This is a genomic window from Pseudidiomarina salinarum (assembly GCF_000753715.1).
Classification (GTDB): Bacteria; Pseudomonadota; Gammaproteobacteria; order Enterobacterales; family Alteromonadaceae; genus Pseudidiomarina; species Pseudidiomarina salinarum.
In genome coordinates this window covers 180,122-195,625 of sequence record NZ_JPER01000003.1, presented here as the reverse complement: position 1 = coordinate 195,625, position 15,504 = coordinate 180,122, and the positions used below count along the sequence as shown (strand labels likewise).

Annotated in this window: 18 protein-coding genes; 10 read left to right on the top strand and 8 right to left on the bottom strand. The window is 54.3% G+C overall.

What is annotated here, in order from left to right:
- Positions 1–4: 4 nt before the first annotated feature.
- From IDSA_RS11865 to fliF, 6 genes are read right to left on the bottom strand one after another with little or no spacing between them, the layout of a single operon-like run.
- Positions 5–1,249 carry a flagellar hook-length control protein FliK gene (locus tag IDSA_RS11865; protein ID WP_051986158.1) on the bottom strand — a complete coding sequence of 415 codons (1,245 nt, stop codon included), beginning with the start codon at positions 1,247–1,249 and terminating at the stop codon, positions 5–7.
- 2 nt (positions 1,250–1,251) lie between these two features.
- On the bottom strand, positions 1,252–1,710 hold the full coding sequence (fliJ, locus tag IDSA_RS07180; RefSeq protein WP_034775513.1) for a flagellar export protein FliJ: 459 nt from the start codon (positions 1,708–1,710) through the stop codon (positions 1,252–1,254).
- Positions 1,707–3,077 carry a flagellar protein export ATPase FliI gene (fliI, locus tag IDSA_RS07175; RefSeq protein WP_034775511.1) on the bottom strand — a complete coding sequence of 457 codons (1,371 nt, stop codon included), beginning with the start codon at positions 3,075–3,077 and terminating at the stop codon, positions 1,707–1,709. The genes fliJ and fliI overlap by 4 nt, the downstream gene beginning before the upstream one ends.
- Positions 3,070–3,807, bottom strand: coding sequence for a flagellar assembly protein FliH (gene fliH / locus IDSA_RS07170; RefSeq protein WP_051986157.1), 738 nt, complete (start codon positions 3,805–3,807; stop codon positions 3,070–3,072). The genes fliI and fliH overlap by 8 nt, the downstream gene beginning before the upstream one ends.
- The gene (gene fliG / locus IDSA_RS07165; RefSeq protein WP_034775726.1) at positions 3,794–4,810 is read right to left on the bottom strand and encodes a flagellar motor switch protein FliG; all 1,017 of its coding nucleotides are present in this window, start codon (positions 4,808–4,810) and stop codon (positions 3,794–3,796) included. The genes fliH and fliG overlap by 14 nt, the downstream gene beginning before the upstream one ends.
- The gene (gene fliF / locus IDSA_RS07160) at positions 4,803–6,566 is read right to left on the bottom strand and encodes a flagellar basal-body MS-ring/collar protein FliF (protein ID WP_034775509.1); all 1,764 of its coding nucleotides are present in this window, start codon (positions 6,564–6,566) and stop codon (positions 4,803–4,805) included. Before fliF ends, fliG begins: the two co-directional genes overlap by 8 nt.
- Positions 6,567–6,751: 185 nt before the next feature.
- Between fliF and fliE the strand changes: the two genes are divergently transcribed.
- A complete protein-coding gene (gene fliE / locus IDSA_RS07155) occupies positions 6,752–7,069 on the top strand; it encodes a flagellar hook-basal body complex protein FliE (protein WP_034775508.1) in 318 nt (105 codons plus the stop codon).
- Positions 7,070–7,075: 6 nt separating this feature from the next.
- Here fliE and IDSA_RS07150 read toward each other — a convergent pair whose 3' ends face one another.
- The gene (locus IDSA_RS07150; protein WP_034775506.1) at positions 7,076–7,429 is read right to left on the bottom strand and encodes a flagellar protein FlaG; all 354 of its coding nucleotides are present in this window, start codon (positions 7,427–7,429) and stop codon (positions 7,076–7,078) included.
- Between the two features lie 97 nt (positions 7,430–7,526).
- Entirely contained in the window at positions 7,527–8,345 is an 819-nt protein-coding gene (locus IDSA_RS07145) for a flagellin N-terminal helical domain-containing protein (protein WP_034775503.1), read from the bottom strand.
- 216 nt (positions 8,346–8,561) lie between these two features.
- On the opposite strand from IDSA_RS07145, the gene IDSA_RS07140 reads away from it, so the two are divergent.
- From IDSA_RS07140 to motA, 9 genes are all read left to right on the top strand, one after another.
- Positions 8,562–10,256 (top strand): HD domain-containing phosphohydrolase, encoded by a 1,695-nt coding sequence (locus tag IDSA_RS07140; protein ID WP_034775502.1) that lies wholly within the window; start codon positions 8,562–8,564, stop codon positions 10,254–10,256.
- Positions 10,257–10,370: 114 nt separating this feature from the next.
- Positions 10,371–11,723, top strand: coding sequence for a flagellar filament capping protein FliD (gene fliD, locus IDSA_RS07135; RefSeq protein WP_034775500.1), 1,353 nt, complete (start codon positions 10,371–10,373; stop codon positions 11,721–11,723).
- 14 nt (positions 11,724–11,737) lie between these two features.
- Positions 11,738–12,136, top strand: a complete 399-nt coding sequence (gene fliS / locus IDSA_RS07130) for a flagellar export chaperone FliS (RefSeq protein WP_198024052.1) — start codon at positions 11,738–11,740, stop codon at positions 12,134–12,136.
- A gap of 2 nt (positions 12,137–12,138) precedes the next feature.
- On the top strand, positions 12,139–12,495 hold the full coding sequence (locus IDSA_RS07125) for a flagellar protein FliT (protein ID WP_034775499.1): 357 nt from the start codon (positions 12,139–12,141) through the stop codon (positions 12,493–12,495).
- On the top strand, positions 12,492–13,301 hold the full coding sequence (locus tag IDSA_RS07120) for a flagellar hook-length control protein FliK (RefSeq protein WP_034775497.1): 810 nt from the start codon (positions 12,492–12,494) through the stop codon (positions 13,299–13,301). The genes IDSA_RS07125 and IDSA_RS07120 overlap by 4 nt, the downstream gene beginning before the upstream one ends.
- The gene (locus tag IDSA_RS07115) at positions 13,298–13,567 is read left to right on the top strand and encodes an EscU/YscU/HrcU family type III secretion system export apparatus switch protein (protein ID WP_034775495.1); all 270 of its coding nucleotides are present in this window, start codon (positions 13,298–13,300) and stop codon (positions 13,565–13,567) included. Before IDSA_RS07120 ends, IDSA_RS07115 begins: the two co-directional genes overlap by 4 nt.
- Before the next feature lie 161 nt (positions 13,568–13,728).
- Positions 13,729–14,028, top strand: a complete 300-nt coding sequence (locus IDSA_RS07110) for a flagellar transcriptional regulator FlhD (protein ID WP_034775493.1) — start codon at positions 13,729–13,731, stop codon at positions 14,026–14,028.
- Between the two features lie 10 nt (positions 14,029–14,038).
- Positions 14,039–14,578, top strand: a complete 540-nt coding sequence (gene flhC / locus IDSA_RS07105) for a flagellar transcriptional regulator FlhC (RefSeq protein WP_034775491.1) — start codon at positions 14,039–14,041, stop codon at positions 14,576–14,578.
- Between the two features lie 62 nt (positions 14,579–14,640).
- Positions 14,641–15,504: a flagellar motor stator protein MotA gene (gene motA / locus IDSA_RS07100; RefSeq protein ID WP_034775489.1), complete on the top strand. Its 864-nt coding sequence runs from the start codon at positions 14,641–14,643 to the stop codon at positions 15,502–15,504.

The following is a 15,504-nucleotide window of genomic DNA, read 5'->3' as shown; positions in this document are numbered from 1 at the left end:
CGGATCAGGCGTAAATATCGACCTGGCCCCGCTGTACTGAATCCCCCGCTGGGGAAGTTAAACTAGCTGAATCAGCGGTTGCTGCTGTGTCGCTTAGCGTCGCTGCGGTAGACCATTGTGTACCACGTTGCTGAGATGACTGCTGCGATTGTTGCTGCTGGCTGCCTTGCTGACCAACTTGCGAGTCGGTCAACTGGATGCCCTGGTTGGCAAGGGCTTCGCGCAGCTGCGGCATGGCCATTTCCAGCGCGCCGCGGACCTGACTGCTGTGCGTCAAAATGTTCAGCTGCGCCGAGGTATCATCCAGCTGCAGCTGCATCTGAATCGGACCCAGATCAGCTGGATTCAGCCGTAGTGTAACCTGTTGTTGGTTGTGCATAACCATTTGCACCATATTTTGCTGTAACTGGTTTTGCCAGGCCTGGCTGCCGACTGTCGCGGTTAGCTGAGGCTGCGCTGCAGGCGTTGCTGGCTGGCCACTGCTTGTTGGCGCGCTGGCGGTGACGGGCACTTCCGTCATCATGATCTGGATGCCGCCCGAAGCCGCAGCGCTAAGCGGTTTCAGCACCGGCTCGGCTGTGGACCCGGCGCGCAGCGAGGCGGTGGCTGAAGCCAGCTGACCGACAGCCGGCGCACCTGGCTGCATGGTTTCACGCAATGCTGCCGCATCGGCGCGAGTGTTAACGGTCGCCTGCGCGAGTTCTGGCGCTTTTGTGCTTTGTTCAGGGATCTGGACAGCACCCGGCTTATCTGTTGCCTGGTTTACAGCGACGGCTGCGGCTTTCGCGGCAACTTCCATCGCTAGCGGGGCTGCTGCGGGAGCTGTCGTCTGGGTAGCCACTGGTTCCACGGTGGTTGCAACTGCCGGCTTTATTGCGCCGTTAGCTGCTTCAGGCAGCGGTTGCGCAGCGGCTGGCCGCTGGGATTCGCCAGCGATTGCCTGAGCGGATGACAGCGTGGCTGACGCCAGTGATGCCGCATTGGCGGTGGCTGGCATTGGCAGTGCGACAACTTCAGCAAAAATAGGCGGGCCAGGCGGTTGCTCAGACAGGTCAATGAGCTCCTCTTGTCGCAGGGCTTTACCGTCGCCTGCAGGTAGCTGGCCGTGCTTCAGCGGCGCGCCTTCAGATAGCGGCGCAAGCGCAGCGAAGAGCGCGGCAAAGGCTCCGGGTTGCTGAGGCTCGGTGGCGGCATCTGACGCTCGTCCTGGTTGTTGCAGTAACTGGCTTATTACATTGATTTGAACCATGATTAAACCCCTTCCTTAGCAAGTTGCAGCCGCCGCGCGTACATGGTGGTGGTCAGTTCGTCGGCCAGCTTCTGTTCCCGCTGCAGTGCTTGCTTACGGATCACTTGTTGCTGACGTTCGCCCAAGGTAGTAAAAGACTGCAGCCGCTGCTGCTTCTCAATCCATAACTGTTGCACCTGATCAGCCTTATTGGTCTGCTGCTGCAGCGCCTGTTGAGCCTGGTTAATGGCGTGGTCGAGGCTGCGCAAAAATTGCTGATAGGTGGCGATAGTAGCCGGTGCCAGGCCGTTCAGCAGTTGGCGTTGTAACTGGATCCGATATTCATGGCGGTAGCCTTGCAGGGTCTGCAACTGGGCCGCGATTTTTTGCTTATTCTGACGCTCATTGGCAAGCAGCTGTGCAGCTTCATTTCGGGCCCGTTCGGCTTGCTCAGTAAGTTGTGCTAAAGCGATGGTATTCATTGCAGTCCTCCAATGACATCGGTTAATGCTGTTTGCGCCGCACTGAAACTGGCTTGTTCATGCATTTGTTGCTGCAGATAATGTTCAACCTGCGGGAATTTCTGTACCGCCTGATCCAGCACCGGGTCATGGCCTGGGCTATAAGCGCCGACACTGATAAGATCCCGGTTGCGCTGATATACCGAAAAGAGTTTTTTCAGCTTCTGCGCCTGCTGTACCTGCTGCTGGCTTATCACTGACGGCATGACGCGGCTGATGGAGGCTTCAATATCAATCGCCGGATAATGGCCGGATTCTGCCAGGCCACGCGACAACACAACATGGCCGTCAAGAATGGCGCGGGTGGCATCGGCGATAGGATCCTGCTGGTCATCACCCTCTGTCAGTACGGTATAAAATGCGGTAATGGAGCCCCCGCCGACAGCACCATTGCCAGCGCGCTCAACTAACGCAGGCAAGCGCGCAAACACACTCGGCGGATAGCCTTTGGTGGCCGGCGGTTCGCCAATAGCTAAGGCAATTTCACGCTGCGCCATGGCAAAGCGCGTTAGTGAATCCATGATGAGCAGTACATGCTGACCACGGTCACGGAAATCTTCTGCCAGGCGGGTTGCGTATGCCGCGCCCTGCAGTCGTTGCAAGGGAGAGGAGTCGGCCGGGGCTGCCACGACGACCGCGCGCTGCATGCCTTCCTCACCCAGAATCTGATCGATAAACTCCTGCACTTCACGGCCACGCTCACCGATAAGCCCGACCACGATTACATCAGCTTTGGTAAAACGAGCCATCATGCCAAGCAATACTGATTTACCAACGCCGGAGCCGGCGAACAGCCCCATACGCTGACCACGGCCGACGGTGAGTAAGCCATTAATCGCCCGGATGCCGACGTCAATAGGCGTATCAATCGGGGCGCGGTGCATGGGGTTGATCGCTTTACCGGCCAGCTTGCCGTATTCCACTTCGCGTGGCAGTGGCTGTTGATCCAAAGTCCGGCCGCAACCGTCCAGTACCCGGCCCAGTAATGCTGGCCCAAGCGGAAAGCGGCGGCTGTCATCACCGGCTTCACTGATGGGCAGAACGCGAGCGCCCGGGGTGAGTCCCTGGACTGCTTCAAGCGGCATCAAAAAGGTTTTATCGCCGGCAAATCCTACTACCTCGGCTTCTATAAGAGCGTCGCTCTGATGCTGTACTTCAATCACACAGGCGCTACCGACAGGCAGCTGCAAACCCACGGCTTCCAGCACCATGCCAGTGGCACGCACCAGGCGGCCACAGTGGCGCCATTGCGGCAGCGCGACGAGTCGCTCGCTGACGCTGGTAAGCGCTGATTGCCAATGTTCTGTGAGTTGCTCAGCGTTATGCATGGCGTCCTCTTAACTGCTGAATAATGCGCTGCCACCGGGTTTCCTGGGTTGCATCCAGCTCACCGGTAGTACTGACTAAGCGGCAACCACCGCGCTCTATGCGTTCGTCCGGCCGCAACTTCCAGCCAACCGTTGCCACTTCATTATCTAAGTGTTCGGCGACCAGCTTCAGGTCGTCCGGATGCAAAATAAGAACCGGTTTCTCGGTCAGCATAGGCTCCGCATGCAGCATCTCGCGGACCAGCGCCAGCACAGTTTCCGGACTTGCCTGCATGGCTTCACCGGCAAGCTGGCGGCCCACCGCCAGCGCCAGCTGTACCAGTTGTTCACTGACGTTGTCATCCAGCTGGTTTAGTGCGCGGTCAACTTCGCCAATCAGATTGCCCAGTGGTGCCAGCGTCTGATCCAGGGTGTCCTTTAATTCCTTATCGGCAGCAAGGCGACCTTCCTCAAGGCCTTTTTCATAACCTTGCGCATAACCTTCTTGCTGGCCGCGCGCTAAACCTTCCTGATGAGCTTTATTACGCGCTTCATTGCGCAGTTTCTGAAGTTCACTATTGGGCTGAAAATCACCAGAATCGTTATTTTCATTGATTGCGGTTGCTGCCAACTTGCGTCCTAAGGGTTGCATCGACCAGCTTTGCCAGTGGCCGTCATTGGCGGAGCTGGCAGAAGGGGCCGCGCTGGCCCGCTGCTCGTTAGCGACTGAGAAGGGCTTAAACGAAGGCATCGTCACCACTTCCTAAGACAATTTCGCCACTGTCGGCAAGGCGGCGGACCACCTGCAGAATAGCTTTTTGTTCGGTTTCAACCTGAGATACGCGAATCGGACCACGGGTTTCCATTTCTTCACGAATAAGCTGGGCCGCACGCTGCGACATATTGCGCAGGAATTTCTCGACCAGGGCATCGTCGGCGCCTTTTAGTGCGATAACCAAAGCAGAGGTCTCGATCTGACGCATCAGCACCTGGATGCTGCGGTCGTCCAGCTCGAGCAGGTTCTCGAACAGGAACATTTCGTCGACGATTTTCTGGGCCAGTTCGTCGTTGTACGCACGGATGTTTTCCAGCGCGGTATCTTCCTGGCCAGCACTGAGCAGGTTGAGGATTTCCGCCGCGGTACGCACACCACCCATTTTGCTGCGCTTCAGGTGCTGTCCGTCGAGCATGCCGCCCAGCACTTCTGTTAACTCCTGTAACGCGGCAGGCTGCACACCGGTAAAGGTAGCTACCCGCAGCACCACGTCGTTACGCAGGCGTTCATCAAAGAGTTCGAGCACACCGGCTGCCTGGGCACGGTCAAGATGGATAAGGATGGTGGCGATAATCTGAGGATGCTCGTCACGGATCATCTCGGCTACTTCCGGAATGTCCATCATGTTCAGGGCATCAATACCAACACTGCCAACCTTATGCTCGAGCACATCTTCAATCAGGCTGTTAGCGCGATCCTGGCCCAGTGCTCTGGTCAGTACCGAGCGGATGTAATCGTCATATTTATCCAGCGACGGCGTATCGGCCAGTTCCTGATGGAACTGCTCCAGTACGGCCTTGATGTCCTTATGCGATACATCAGTGAGCTTGGTCATCTCTTTACTGATCTTTTGGATCTGCTGGGGCGCGAAGTGTTTAAACACCTCAGCGGCAGACTCTTCTTCCAGCATGAGTAATAACAGTGCGGCGCGACGCAAGCCGGGCATATTTGCTGCCGCCGCCGTTTGTTGATTAGACATGGTCATCACTATTTATCCAGTTTTGTAAAATTCGGGCCACTTGCTTCGGATTGTCGCGCGCTTGTTCCTGGGCTTTTTTCAGACCTTTTTTGTAATTCGATTTATTCTCTTTTTCAGGCCAGCGGAATGAGCCTGCTTCTTCTTCATCATCGTCATCGCCGGTAGCGCCCGCTCGGGGTGCGCTGCGAGGCCGTGCCTGCTCCAGATCATCGTCGTCATCATCACCCACTACCGCACGCAGGTTGCCACGCGGGCGGCTGCGGGCTGGGCCGCTTGAGCTGGTAAAGCGATTAAGCAGTGGCCGTAACAGGAATAGATAAAGCAGCAGAATGCCAAGTCCGGCCAGCAGATAACGGACCACCGACATCACCAGTTGCTGCACACCCTGTTGCTGCCACCAGGAGAGCTCTTCAACAGGTTCAACCTGATTAATGAACAAACTGTTAATTACGTCCAGCTGATCGCCCCGGGCTTCGGTAAAGCCCATTGCCTGACGCACCAGGCGGTTAATGTATTCCAGTTCTTCTTCGCTGCGTTTGACGCGGGTAGCAATACCATCTTCGCCGATGACTTCGCGATGATTCACAACTACAGCCACAGACAGCCGTTCGAGCTGCCCGCGATGGTGATCGACATGCTCAATAGTGCGGTTCACTTCGTAGTTAACAATCTGATCCTGCTGTACTGAGCGGTTGCCAGCGTTATTCTCAGCTGTCTCGACGGCCGGTTCATCACCCGGCTCAGCGGCGGTCATCTCGATGGGTGAAGCTTCCACGCCCGGCGGCGTATTGGTCAGCGCGCCAGGCACTCCCCGAGCACCCATGCCGTTACCCTGCATGGTGGTATTGCGCTGAATGCTGCGTATGGCGGCGGTGTCGATATTCTGGTTCGGGGTGTAGCTTTCGGCAGTTGCTTCGCGCTTGGCAAAGTCCACATGGGCCACAACCTGTGCCTGGATATTGGTACGGCCGAGGATTGGCGTGAGAATATTCTCAATACGTTCCTGGTAGGAGCGTTCGATCTGTTCGATATAGGTAAGCTTGGTGCCGCTTAAGGCGTCTTCGCGGTTATTTCTGGACAGCAGGTTGCCGTATTGATCCACTACAGTGACTTGTTCGGTGGACAGTTCCGGTACGCTGCTGGAAACCATATGAATGATCGCCTGCACCTGGCCATCGCCTAGCTTGCGGCCAGCGTGCAGGGTCAGAATCACCGAGGCTTTTGCCGGTTCACGGTCACGCACAAACACGGAAGCCTTGGCCATCGCCAGGTGCACCCGCGCGCGCGCAACCGGGCCCAGCGACTCCATTGAACTGGATAGTTCACCTTCGAGGGCGCGCTGGAAATTAACCTGTTCGGCGAACTGACTGATACCGAAGGCCTGGTTGTCCATGAGCGAGAAGCCGGCATTGCCACCTTGTGGCAGCCCCTGCTCGGCCATACGCAGCCGCAACCGGTGCACCTGGTCGCCGGGCACCATAATAGTACCGGCGCCATTTAACTGGTATGGGACCTGCTGGGTTTCTAACTCAGTGACGATACGGCCGCCATCGGCCTCGCTCAGATTACTGTAAAGCACCCGGTATTCCGGTGTGCTGGCCCACATGATGAGTGCAAATACCAGACCAACGAAAGCGGCACCACCAATTAACAGGGGCACCAGGTTGTTCGTTTTCAGCTGCTGCAGCCACTGGGGCGTGCCAGCCGCGGCGGGGGCGGCCGTTGCAGAAGGTTTAACGGTCTGAGTTGCTTCCATAATGTCGTCTGGGTTCCGGATTCGTGAACAGGCGGATTTAGCTAGATGACATTATGCGGGGGTAGGGGCAAGTCAAAGAGTGAAAAAGGGCACTTTTTTAGCGTTAATTAGATGCTTCGGTTGCGCTACCGGCTGCTAAAGTGTGGCCAATAAAAATATCTCATGTGCTTTTGAGGGTGATGACTATGAGCGTACCAGCAATTCAGACCGCGCTGCAGCAGATGCAGGCGCTACAGACCGAAGTCAAAGCGCAGCCAGCGGCGACCGGAAATATTGAGTCGGGCGGCTTCGCGCAAGAGTTGAAGGCCTCAATTGATAAAATTAACTCGCTGCAGCAGATTTCGGGAGAAAAGACGCGGGCGTTTCAGTTAGGCGATCCTAACATTACCCTGAATGAAGTCATGGTCGATAAACAAAAGGCGTCACTCGCCTTTGAAATGGGCGTGCAGGTACGTAACCGCATGATCGGTGCTTATAAAGAAATCATGGGCATGCAGGTCTGACCCTGCTTACGCCTGCTGCTGAAGCAACAATCCTTTCAGTTCATCCAGATGCTCAGAAATACGGAGCATTTCTTCGGACGGGATCTGCCGGATAACCTCACCGGAATCCCGGCTCACCAGCTTAATCACAACCTGACCGCCAGCCTGTTCGGATAAATCAAAGTGCAGGCCGTAGTTCTCCATTACCTGATTGACCCGCTGTACCGGACCGACAAGTTCGGCTGCTTTATATTGCTGCGGCTCGGCGGAAGCTTTGGGTACCGGAAATTGCTGCAATACCCGTTCCACGCGCTGGCGTTCCGATGCAGCATAAGCGGCCGGCCAGTTGTTATAAGACAACTCATTGATGGGTGTGGTCATAATTTCCGCCTCCTAAGCGAAAAAGGCAGCCCTTAAAATAAGGGCTGCCACGGGATTGACGGTCAGTGCGTTACCGCCAGGGAGATACCCGATTTTCTTAGCCCAGCAGTGACAGAACAGACTGTGGAGTCTGGTTTGCCTGCGCCAGTACAGAAGTACCAGCCTGCTGCAGGATGTTCGCACGAGTCATGTTGCTGACTTCTACGGCATAGTCAGCGTCTTCGATACGTGAGCGGGCAGCTGACAGGTTAGTAGAAGTTGTTGCCAGGTTCTCAATTACTGAATCGAAACGGTTCAGAGTAGAACCCAGAGTAGCGCGTTGCGTATCCAGAGTTCCCGTTGCGGCGTCAACCTGATCAATCAGTCCCTGGTAACCAGCGTGGTCATCAGTTGCTGGCGCAGTGACGGCAAGGCCTGTAGCAGTAGCATCAACCGTGTTTACCGTAATAACATCACCAGCGCCAGTGCCAGCACCGACCTGGATGTTCAGGGCTGCTGCGCCATTCAACAGGCTAGTACCGTTGAAGTTTGCACTGCCAGCGATCCGATCGATTTCAGCGATGCGCTCAGTGATTTCAGTTTTAATCGCAGCGCGGTCTTCTAAAGTATTGGTGTCGTTAGCACCTTGAACCGCCAGCTCACGAATACGTTGCAGGTTGTCGTTGATTTGGTTCAGGCCACCTTCCATTGTTTGTACCAGTGAGATACCGTCGTTTGCGTTACGGCTCGCCTGGTTCATACCGGTGATTTGGGCGCTCATTTTATTGGCGATTGCTTGGCCAGCCGCATCATCTTTTGAACTGTTGATACGCAGGCCAGATGACAGGCGCTCCATCGAGGTTTGCAGTGCAGACTGCGACTTTGACAGGTTGTTCTGACCAATCATCGCCGTGATATTTGTATTTATAACTGACATAGTCTTTATCCTTCTGTTTCCGAAAATTGGCTGCCGGTTGTGGCCTCCGTCCTGACTAGTTATCGGTGCCCGGAAAAAAACCTTTAGAAAAATTTTTTGATAGCAGGTATTTTGCTACTTACGCCTGCAGACATGCCGGCAAACATTAAAGAAGAACAAGCGTCAGCCGATAAGGACATTGCGCGATAATACGAGCTCGCCACGAGGGAAATAAGAGTGAGTGAAACCGAAATTGAATTTAGCCCGGTGAACAATCCGATTGAGTTAGCGACTTATTATGAGGCGCTGAGTCAGCCGGGTGTGGCCTCGCTACAGATTACCAACGGCGGCGGTAAGGAACACCCCGTGGTATTACTGGAGCAGGAAGAACGCGATTACCTGCTGTTTGATCTGAGCGCCATCCGCGATCTCGCCCCGCAACTCCGTCGCGGTGTTAAATTTACCCTGCACGGCTACACGCCGGGCGGATTGGTTCAGTCCAACCCGATGACCATGCGTGAACTGATAAGCGCTGACGGCCGGCTGCTCGCCTACGCCGACTGGCCCACGGAAATAAATGTGAAGCAACGCCGTGCCAGTTTCCGGGCGTCGCTGCGGCTGGGAATGGACGTTGGCGTGCGCTTATACAGTGAAGATGAAGAAAGCCAGAATAAAATTGAATTACAGGGTGACTTAAAAGATTTATCAGCCACCGGCTGTCTGGCAGAATTTTTTATGCAGGATGGCGTTTCACGGGTATTACCGGATCTGGATACCGACATTGAGCTGTACTTTCCTAATGGTACTAAGTTTGAGGTTCCGGCAAAGGTCCGGCATCTGAAAACCGATAATGATCGCCAGGTACTGGCGGTGGGCTTTGAATTCCCTGAAATTGGTCAGGCGAAAGAGAAAGACCTGTGGAATTTCGTTCGGGAAATCGAGCGCGAGGCGAGCCGTAGCGCAGGTGAGGGCGGCAATAAGACGCCGTCTGAATTATTTCAGGTAAAAGATGAAAATGATAAGCGCCTGGGCCGACGGCACGGACATCAGTACGCCACACCAATGGCACGACGGCTGGCGCGCATAGCGGGCTACCTGGACAGCCAGATGGTGGTGCTGAAGCAAGGGCAACCGGTCAACTCCCATCAGCTGTCGCTGCATGCGGACCGGCTGCTTGATATGCTGGATGACTCGCGGGAAGACCTTCTCTTTGCCGTGCATTGCATTCATCGTGAATCGCGCTGGATCCGTCATGGTTTGTCGGTGGCGGTGCGTCTGGCAGATTTATTAACTACGGTGAAAGTTCCCCGGGATATTCGCAAGGCGGTGACAGCGGCGGCTATGGTACATGATTTAGGCAAAGGCATGATGCCGCCGGAAATCTGGCGGGCGGTTACCTTAAGTACGGAAGTCTATAAAGAAATGCAGGCCCACGTGGATCATATTATGGGCAAGCTGGAGAGCTGCAAATGGCTGTCGCCGGTGGTGCGCGATAATGTTATCGGCCAGATTAACGAGCGGCTGGATGGTAGTGGCTATCCTGATGGAGTAAGAGACAAAAGCCTGGGGCAACTGGCCCGTGGCGCCGCGGTGGTTGACGTACTTGATGCGTTGCAGCGCGCGCGACCGGATCGGCCGGCGATGAGCGCGGTAGCCGCCCATAAATTTATTCAGGCCCGCACTGAACAGTTTGATGAGGTCTGGATTGATCGCTATATCCGTCACTTCGGGCCTGTTCCTATAGGTAGCCTTTTGCGCTTCGATAGCGGTATATTTGCCTGGGTGGTTGGTTTAGATCGCGATAAAAAAATTGCCAGGGTGCGGGTGTCGCCCCATAAACTGGCCCCGGATTCAAAGCTTGGTGAGCCGCTGGAAGGTGGTGCGCTGAGGGATCTCGGGAAAATAAAAGATATCGTGGTACCGGAAAACTAAAGTTGTTCCGGTTTTGGCCGATAGATAAAAATAGGCGGTGTTTCACCGGCTATTATCGGTTTTGATTTACCTGGGTTCAGGCAAACTGAACTGACTTAGAAAAGGAAGGGAATTATGGCGTCTATTGCCGCACTCGGGGTTGGCTCCGGACTGGATTTGAATGGTTTACTTAAGCAGCTCGAATCTGCTGAGCGCCAGCGCCTGCAACCTATTACACTTCAGAAACGTAGCTTCGAAGCGAAGATTTCGGCTTACGGAAAGCTGGAAGGTGCGCTGTCTCAGTTTCAGGACGCTGTAAAAAAACTGGGCGCAGCGGAAACTTTTGGCGCGTCCACCAGCAGTGTGACGGGGGATTCCGTTCTGGCGGCAGCGACGAACGCAGCGCCGACAGGGTCCTATTCAGTCAGCGTCGGGCAACTAGCCCGCGCTTACAGCGTCGCCACCAATGGGGTAGCGGATAAGACAGCCGAACTTGGGGTTGGCACTATAAGTTTTACTCTTGGAGACGGAACTGCGCATACCGTTGACGTTGCTGCAGGATCTACTTCCTTAGAAGCCATTCGCGACACAATCAATAATCAGCAAAACGATGTACGAGCCTCGCTCGTCAACGACGGCTCGGGCACACCTAACCGCCTGGTATTTAGTTCAGCCGTTAGCGGCACCGACAAGGCAATAAGCTCCCTCACCTATGGCGGGGATCTCGCGGCCAACCTGAGCAGCGACGCAGCAACTGAAATAACCGCCCAAAACGCGGCATTATCGGTGAACGGTATCAACGTAACCAGCCAGACTAATCAAGTAGCCGGGGCGATCGAGGGAGTAACACTGAGCCTGACTAAGGCGGGCGATTCAACGGTAACGGTGAATCGTGATCAGGAAGCTATATCCGGAGCCGTCACCGAGTTTGTCGAGGCTTACAACAATATACAGAAAACCATCGGCGACCTGAGCAGTTTCAATAGCGAAACGGGTTCAGCCGGGCAACTGTTAGGTGATAGCGGATTGCGGTCAGTTGAAGGGCGACTGCGAACAGCATTGAGTAACAGCGTTCCAGAGGCAAATTTAAAGACATTATCCGAGTTGGGAATTACGCGCCAACTCGACGGAACCCTGGTGGTAGATGAAGAACGCCTTACCCAGCTAAGCACGGACCAGGTCGGTGACCTGCAGGCCTTTTTCGCTGGTACTGGCACTGCTGAAGGATTCGCCTCGAAAACGGCGACCGCAGTGGGGCAATTGCTCGGTGAAAACGGGCTGATTACGACCGGTACCGAGGGTTTTAAGAATATGTTGTCGCGTCTGGATGATCGTTACATCCGTGAGGAAGAGCGTATCGCCAGCACGATAGATCGCTACCGCACACAGTTTGGTCAGCTTGATAGTTTGATCGCGAGCATGAACTCAACCAGTTCCTATCTGACCCAGCAGTTCGCTGCGCTTGACGCGCAATTGGGCCGGAAATAACAGGAGATAAAGCGATGTATGGAATGAAGGGTGCTGCAGCATATGGTCGGGTCGGTGTAGAGAGTCACGTGCTTTCCGCGAGTCCACATAAATTAATCAACATGCTGTTCGACGGCGCGCTACGGCAAATTAGCGCAGCGCGGTTACATATGTCTGAAGGCCGCATAGAACAAAAAGCGAAAGCCATCAGCAAGGCGCTGGATATCGTCAATCAGGGCCTGGCAGCGGCGTTAGATAAAAAACAAGGCGGCGAACTGGCTGAGCAACTGGATTCGCTGTATGTCTATGTGGCTGGCTTATTGCTTAAAGCTAACTTGCGCAACGAAGACGCTTTACTGAAAGAAGCCGGCGATTTGCTGGGCCAGATTGGCTCTGCCTGGAAAGAAATTCAGACCGAGGCCGAAGGAGTTTAGGCGTGGCAGCCCAAACTCTCGAACAACATTATATGATGTCCCCTATGGAGGTAATTATGTCCTATCAGACGCTACTGGATCATTCAAACCGAATGCTGGCCAGTGTGCGCAATGAGGACTGGGATACCTTGATCCAAGCGGAAGTAGATTATGTCCGCGAGGTTGAGCGTATTAGTCACGGCGAGTCGGGTGTAGCACTGGATGAAGAACAGCAGCTGCAGAAATTACAACTGTTAAGCACCATCATGGACCAGGACCGCGAAATCCGTGAGCGATTAATCGCGCGCCGTACCCTGCTGGAGCAAACCTTGCTCAGCGTGCAGAAGAAGCAGAAGCTCGAGCATAGTTATCGCAATTGAGCAGTATAACCCCGTTACTGGATACGCTGGTTCATCAGGTGATGAAGCAGCGCACCGCGGTCGAGCCGCTGCCGCGGCAGACCTTGCCGGTACAGCAGATTCTGCCTACCGCGACCACCACCGAGTTTAGTCAGGCCGGGCAGCAGGTAGCCCGCCTGATTGCGATTATCCAGAGTTTACAGCAGCAGATTCCCTCTTCGAACTTACCTAAAGGCGCGGCCCATGTGCAGGGTAGCCAGCCATTATTCCCCGGCGCCGCCGAGCTTGATGCCGCCAGGTTGGCTAGCCGGCTGGGCCAGGCGGTACGCGAGTCGGGGCTATTCTACGAGAATGCGCTGAGCCGCTGGGCCGCCGATAAGCTGCCATTAACCAACTTGTTACGCCACCCCCAGGCACAGCAATCCGCCGCCCAGAATCAGTCCATTCTCGGGCAGCAACTTGAATTGATGCAGTCCGGCGTATTGCGCCTTGAAACAGAAATATGGCCGCAGGTGATTCTGCAAATGCTGGTGCAGCCGGAACGGAACCCGCTGATAAAACGGTGGCGCGACCAGCAGGAGGCCGATGATCAGGAAGTGCCGGCCTGGCAAAGTGAATTTAAGCTTGAGTTACCGACGCTTGGCGAACTGCGGGCGCAACTAAGAATTCAGTCGCACAACCTTGAATTACGGCTGCAGTGCCAGCCCGAGCATCTCGATAAAGTGAAGGCTGAAGTTGAAGCGCTTGCCATACGCCTGCGAAAACAGATCGGCATCTCAATCGCGGATATTCCGGTTACAGCACTGCGTTCGGAGGTGAGTGAATGAGTGATGAATTTAAACCACCGAAACGTGCTGTTGCGTTGCGTTATCAGGAGTTTGAACCGGCGCCGAAAGTCATCGCGACCGGACAAGGTGAACTTGCCGAGCGAATTCTGGCGAAAGCAGCCGAGCATGGCATTTTTGTCCACCATTCACCCGAGCTAGTCGACCTCTTGTCGCAATTAGACCTTGACGATTACGTACCTCAAATGCTCTGGGAGATTGTTGCTGAGTTGTTGCTGTGGGCGGCAGCACTGGACCGCACCCCGTAGTTGGCGCCATCGTGCTTTTTTAGATCAACATTTATAGATCGTTTCTATATGCGAATCATTCATTATAAATATTTTATTCTGCTTGACCTGCTATGTAAAAGTTTGATAAAAGTCCTTTACAGAATCATTTCTCGTTTTCCAGGTAACGGAACCCATCAGCCATGCAGCAAAGTCGAAATATCGCCGAATTGCAGGATTTAAACCTCAGTTACTTATTGCTGGTCCAGAAACTATTATTGGAAGACCGCGAAACCGCAGTGTTTCGCTTGAAAATAGAAGATGATCTAGCCGATCTCATCGCCGAAATGTCGGTTAAAGACCTCTCTCTGCTAGCCAGACAGCCCCACAGCCTGTTGCGTCCCAGCCTGGGACCAGTTGACCAGTTGCGGGCAATTCTGAGCAATAAGCGGGATACCGGCCTACAGGAAACGCACCTGGCCATGTTGCTAGCCTCTGCATGAAACGAAGCCAGTGAAAAAGCTCCTCGACGAACTTAACCAGGTTCAGCTAGCTATTGAGCTTATTGAGCTCGGTGCGCGGCTGCAGGTTCTGGAGTCCGAGGTCGAACTGAACCGCGGCCGCTTGGTCAGGTTATATAAAGAAGTTTCCGGTAAGTCACCGCCTAAAGGGATGCTGCCGTTTTCGACAGACTGGTTCCTCACCTGGATGCCTAATGTCCACTCGTCGTTTTTCTATACCATCTATATTCGCTTGCGCGAAGGCCAGAACATGGAACGGATGCAGGCGTTTATTAAAGCCTACCGTCTGTATCAGGAGCATATCCAGTTAAGTGGTGATGAAGAGGTGCTGGCGCTTACCAGAGCCTGGACGCTGGTGCGCTTTTTTGAAAGCCATATGTTCCAGTTATCGACGTGTAATTCCTGCAAGCTGCAATTTGTCAATCATGCTCACACTCCCGATTCTGCTTATGTATGCGGTGTATGTCAGCCGCCTTCGCGCGCCGGAAAACCCTTAAAGAGCGCCCGTAAAAACCGCAGTAAATCCGCTTAAGTTCTCAGCTCCTCTGCCGATAACTAACTACAGAATAACTCCAATAGGTAAAGGATGCTTTTGTGCTCATTCCACTCGGCTTTTTAATCGTACTGTTTTCCGTATTCGGCGGCTTTGCGCTGGCTGGCGGAAGCCTGGGTCCGCTATTTCAGCCGCTGGAATTTCTGATTATCGGTGGCGCTGGGCTTGGTGCTTTTATTGCGGCCAATAATGGCAAAGCAATAAAAGCCACCATGAAATCACTGAAAAAATTCAAGGCATCGTCAAAATATGACAACGATACCTATCTTGAACTACTGGCAGTAATTTATAAGCTTCTGAATAAAATGCGCCGCGACGGTATGCTGGCGGTCGAACGGGATATCGAGGCACCGGCTGAGAGCGCGATTTTCAATGAGCACCCGCAGGTGCTTAACGACGAGCTGATGTTGAATTTCATCGTCGATTATCTGCGTCTAATGATTAGCGGCAATATGAACCCGCAGGAGCTGGACGAGCTTATGCTACATGAGATCGAGACCTTTGAAGCTGAAGCCGAAATCCCTGCAGATGCACTGACCAAAGTCGGCGATGCCATGCCGGCTTTCGGTATCGTAGCTGCAGTATTAGGCGTGGTCCGGGCATTGAGTTCAGCCAGTGCAGACCCCTCCGCAATGGGCGTAATGATAGCGCACGCGCTGGTCGGAACCTTCCTCGGTATCCTGATGGGCTACGGTTTTATTAATCCGGTTGCCAGCCGCATTGAGCGACAGATCGCGGTGATGGCGAAGACTATGCAATGCATCCGGGTGACACTACTGGCAAGTATGCACGGCTATGCCCCGCAGCTGGCGGTTGAATTTGGGCGCAAGGCCTTACATACCGCTGAACGGCCAACCTTTAATGAGCTGGAAGACTTTGTTCGCGGCGCCAAAGCGGAAGCGTAA

Bases quoted from the DNA above. Each gene is read 5' to 3' on its own strand.
- IDSA_RS07150 (WP_034775506.1), bottom strand. From the start codon at position 7,429: ATGACCACACCCATCAATGAGTTGTCTTATAACAACTGGCCGGCCGCT.
- IDSA_RS11865 (WP_051986158.1), bottom strand. From the start codon at position 1,249: ATGGTTCAAATCAATGTAATAAGCCAGTTACTGCAACAACCAGGACGA.
- fliS (WP_198024052.1), top strand. From the start codon at position 11,738: ATGTATGGAATGAAGGGTGCTGCAGCATATGGTCGGGTCGGTGTAGAG.
- IDSA_RS07110 (WP_034775493.1), top strand. From the start codon at position 13,729: ATGCAGCAAAGTCGAAATATCGCCGAATTGCAGGATTTAAACCTCAGT.
- fliH (WP_051986157.1), bottom strand. From the start codon at position 3,807: ATGCCTTCGTTTAAGCCCTTCTCAGTCGCTAACGAGCAGCGGGCCAGC.
- IDSA_RS07115 (WP_034775495.1), top strand. From the start codon at position 13,298: ATGAGTGATGAATTTAAACCACCGAAACGTGCTGTTGCGTTGCGTTAT.
- IDSA_RS07145 (WP_034775503.1), bottom strand. From the start codon at position 8,345: ATGTCAGTTATAAATACAAATATCACGGCGATGATTGGTCAGAACAAC.
- fliJ (WP_034775513.1), bottom strand. From the start codon at position 1,710: ATGAATACCATCGCTTTAGCACAACTTACTGAGCAAGCCGAACGGGCC.
- fliI (WP_034775511.1), bottom strand. From the start codon at position 3,077: ATGCATAACGCTGAGCAACTCACAGAACATTGGCAATCAGCGCTTACC.
- fliE (WP_034775508.1), top strand. From the start codon at position 6,752: ATGAGCGTACCAGCAATTCAGACCGCGCTGCAGCAGATGCAGGCGCTA.
- fliD (WP_034775500.1), top strand. From the start codon at position 10,371: ATGGCGTCTATTGCCGCACTCGGGGTTGGCTCCGGACTGGATTTGAAT.
- fliF (WP_034775509.1), bottom strand. From the start codon at position 6,566: ATGGAAGCAACTCAGACCGTTAAACCTTCTGCAACGGCCGCCCCCGCC.
- fliG (WP_034775726.1), bottom strand. From the start codon at position 4,810: ATGTCTAATCAACAAACGGCGGCGGCAGCAAATATGCCCGGCTTGCGT.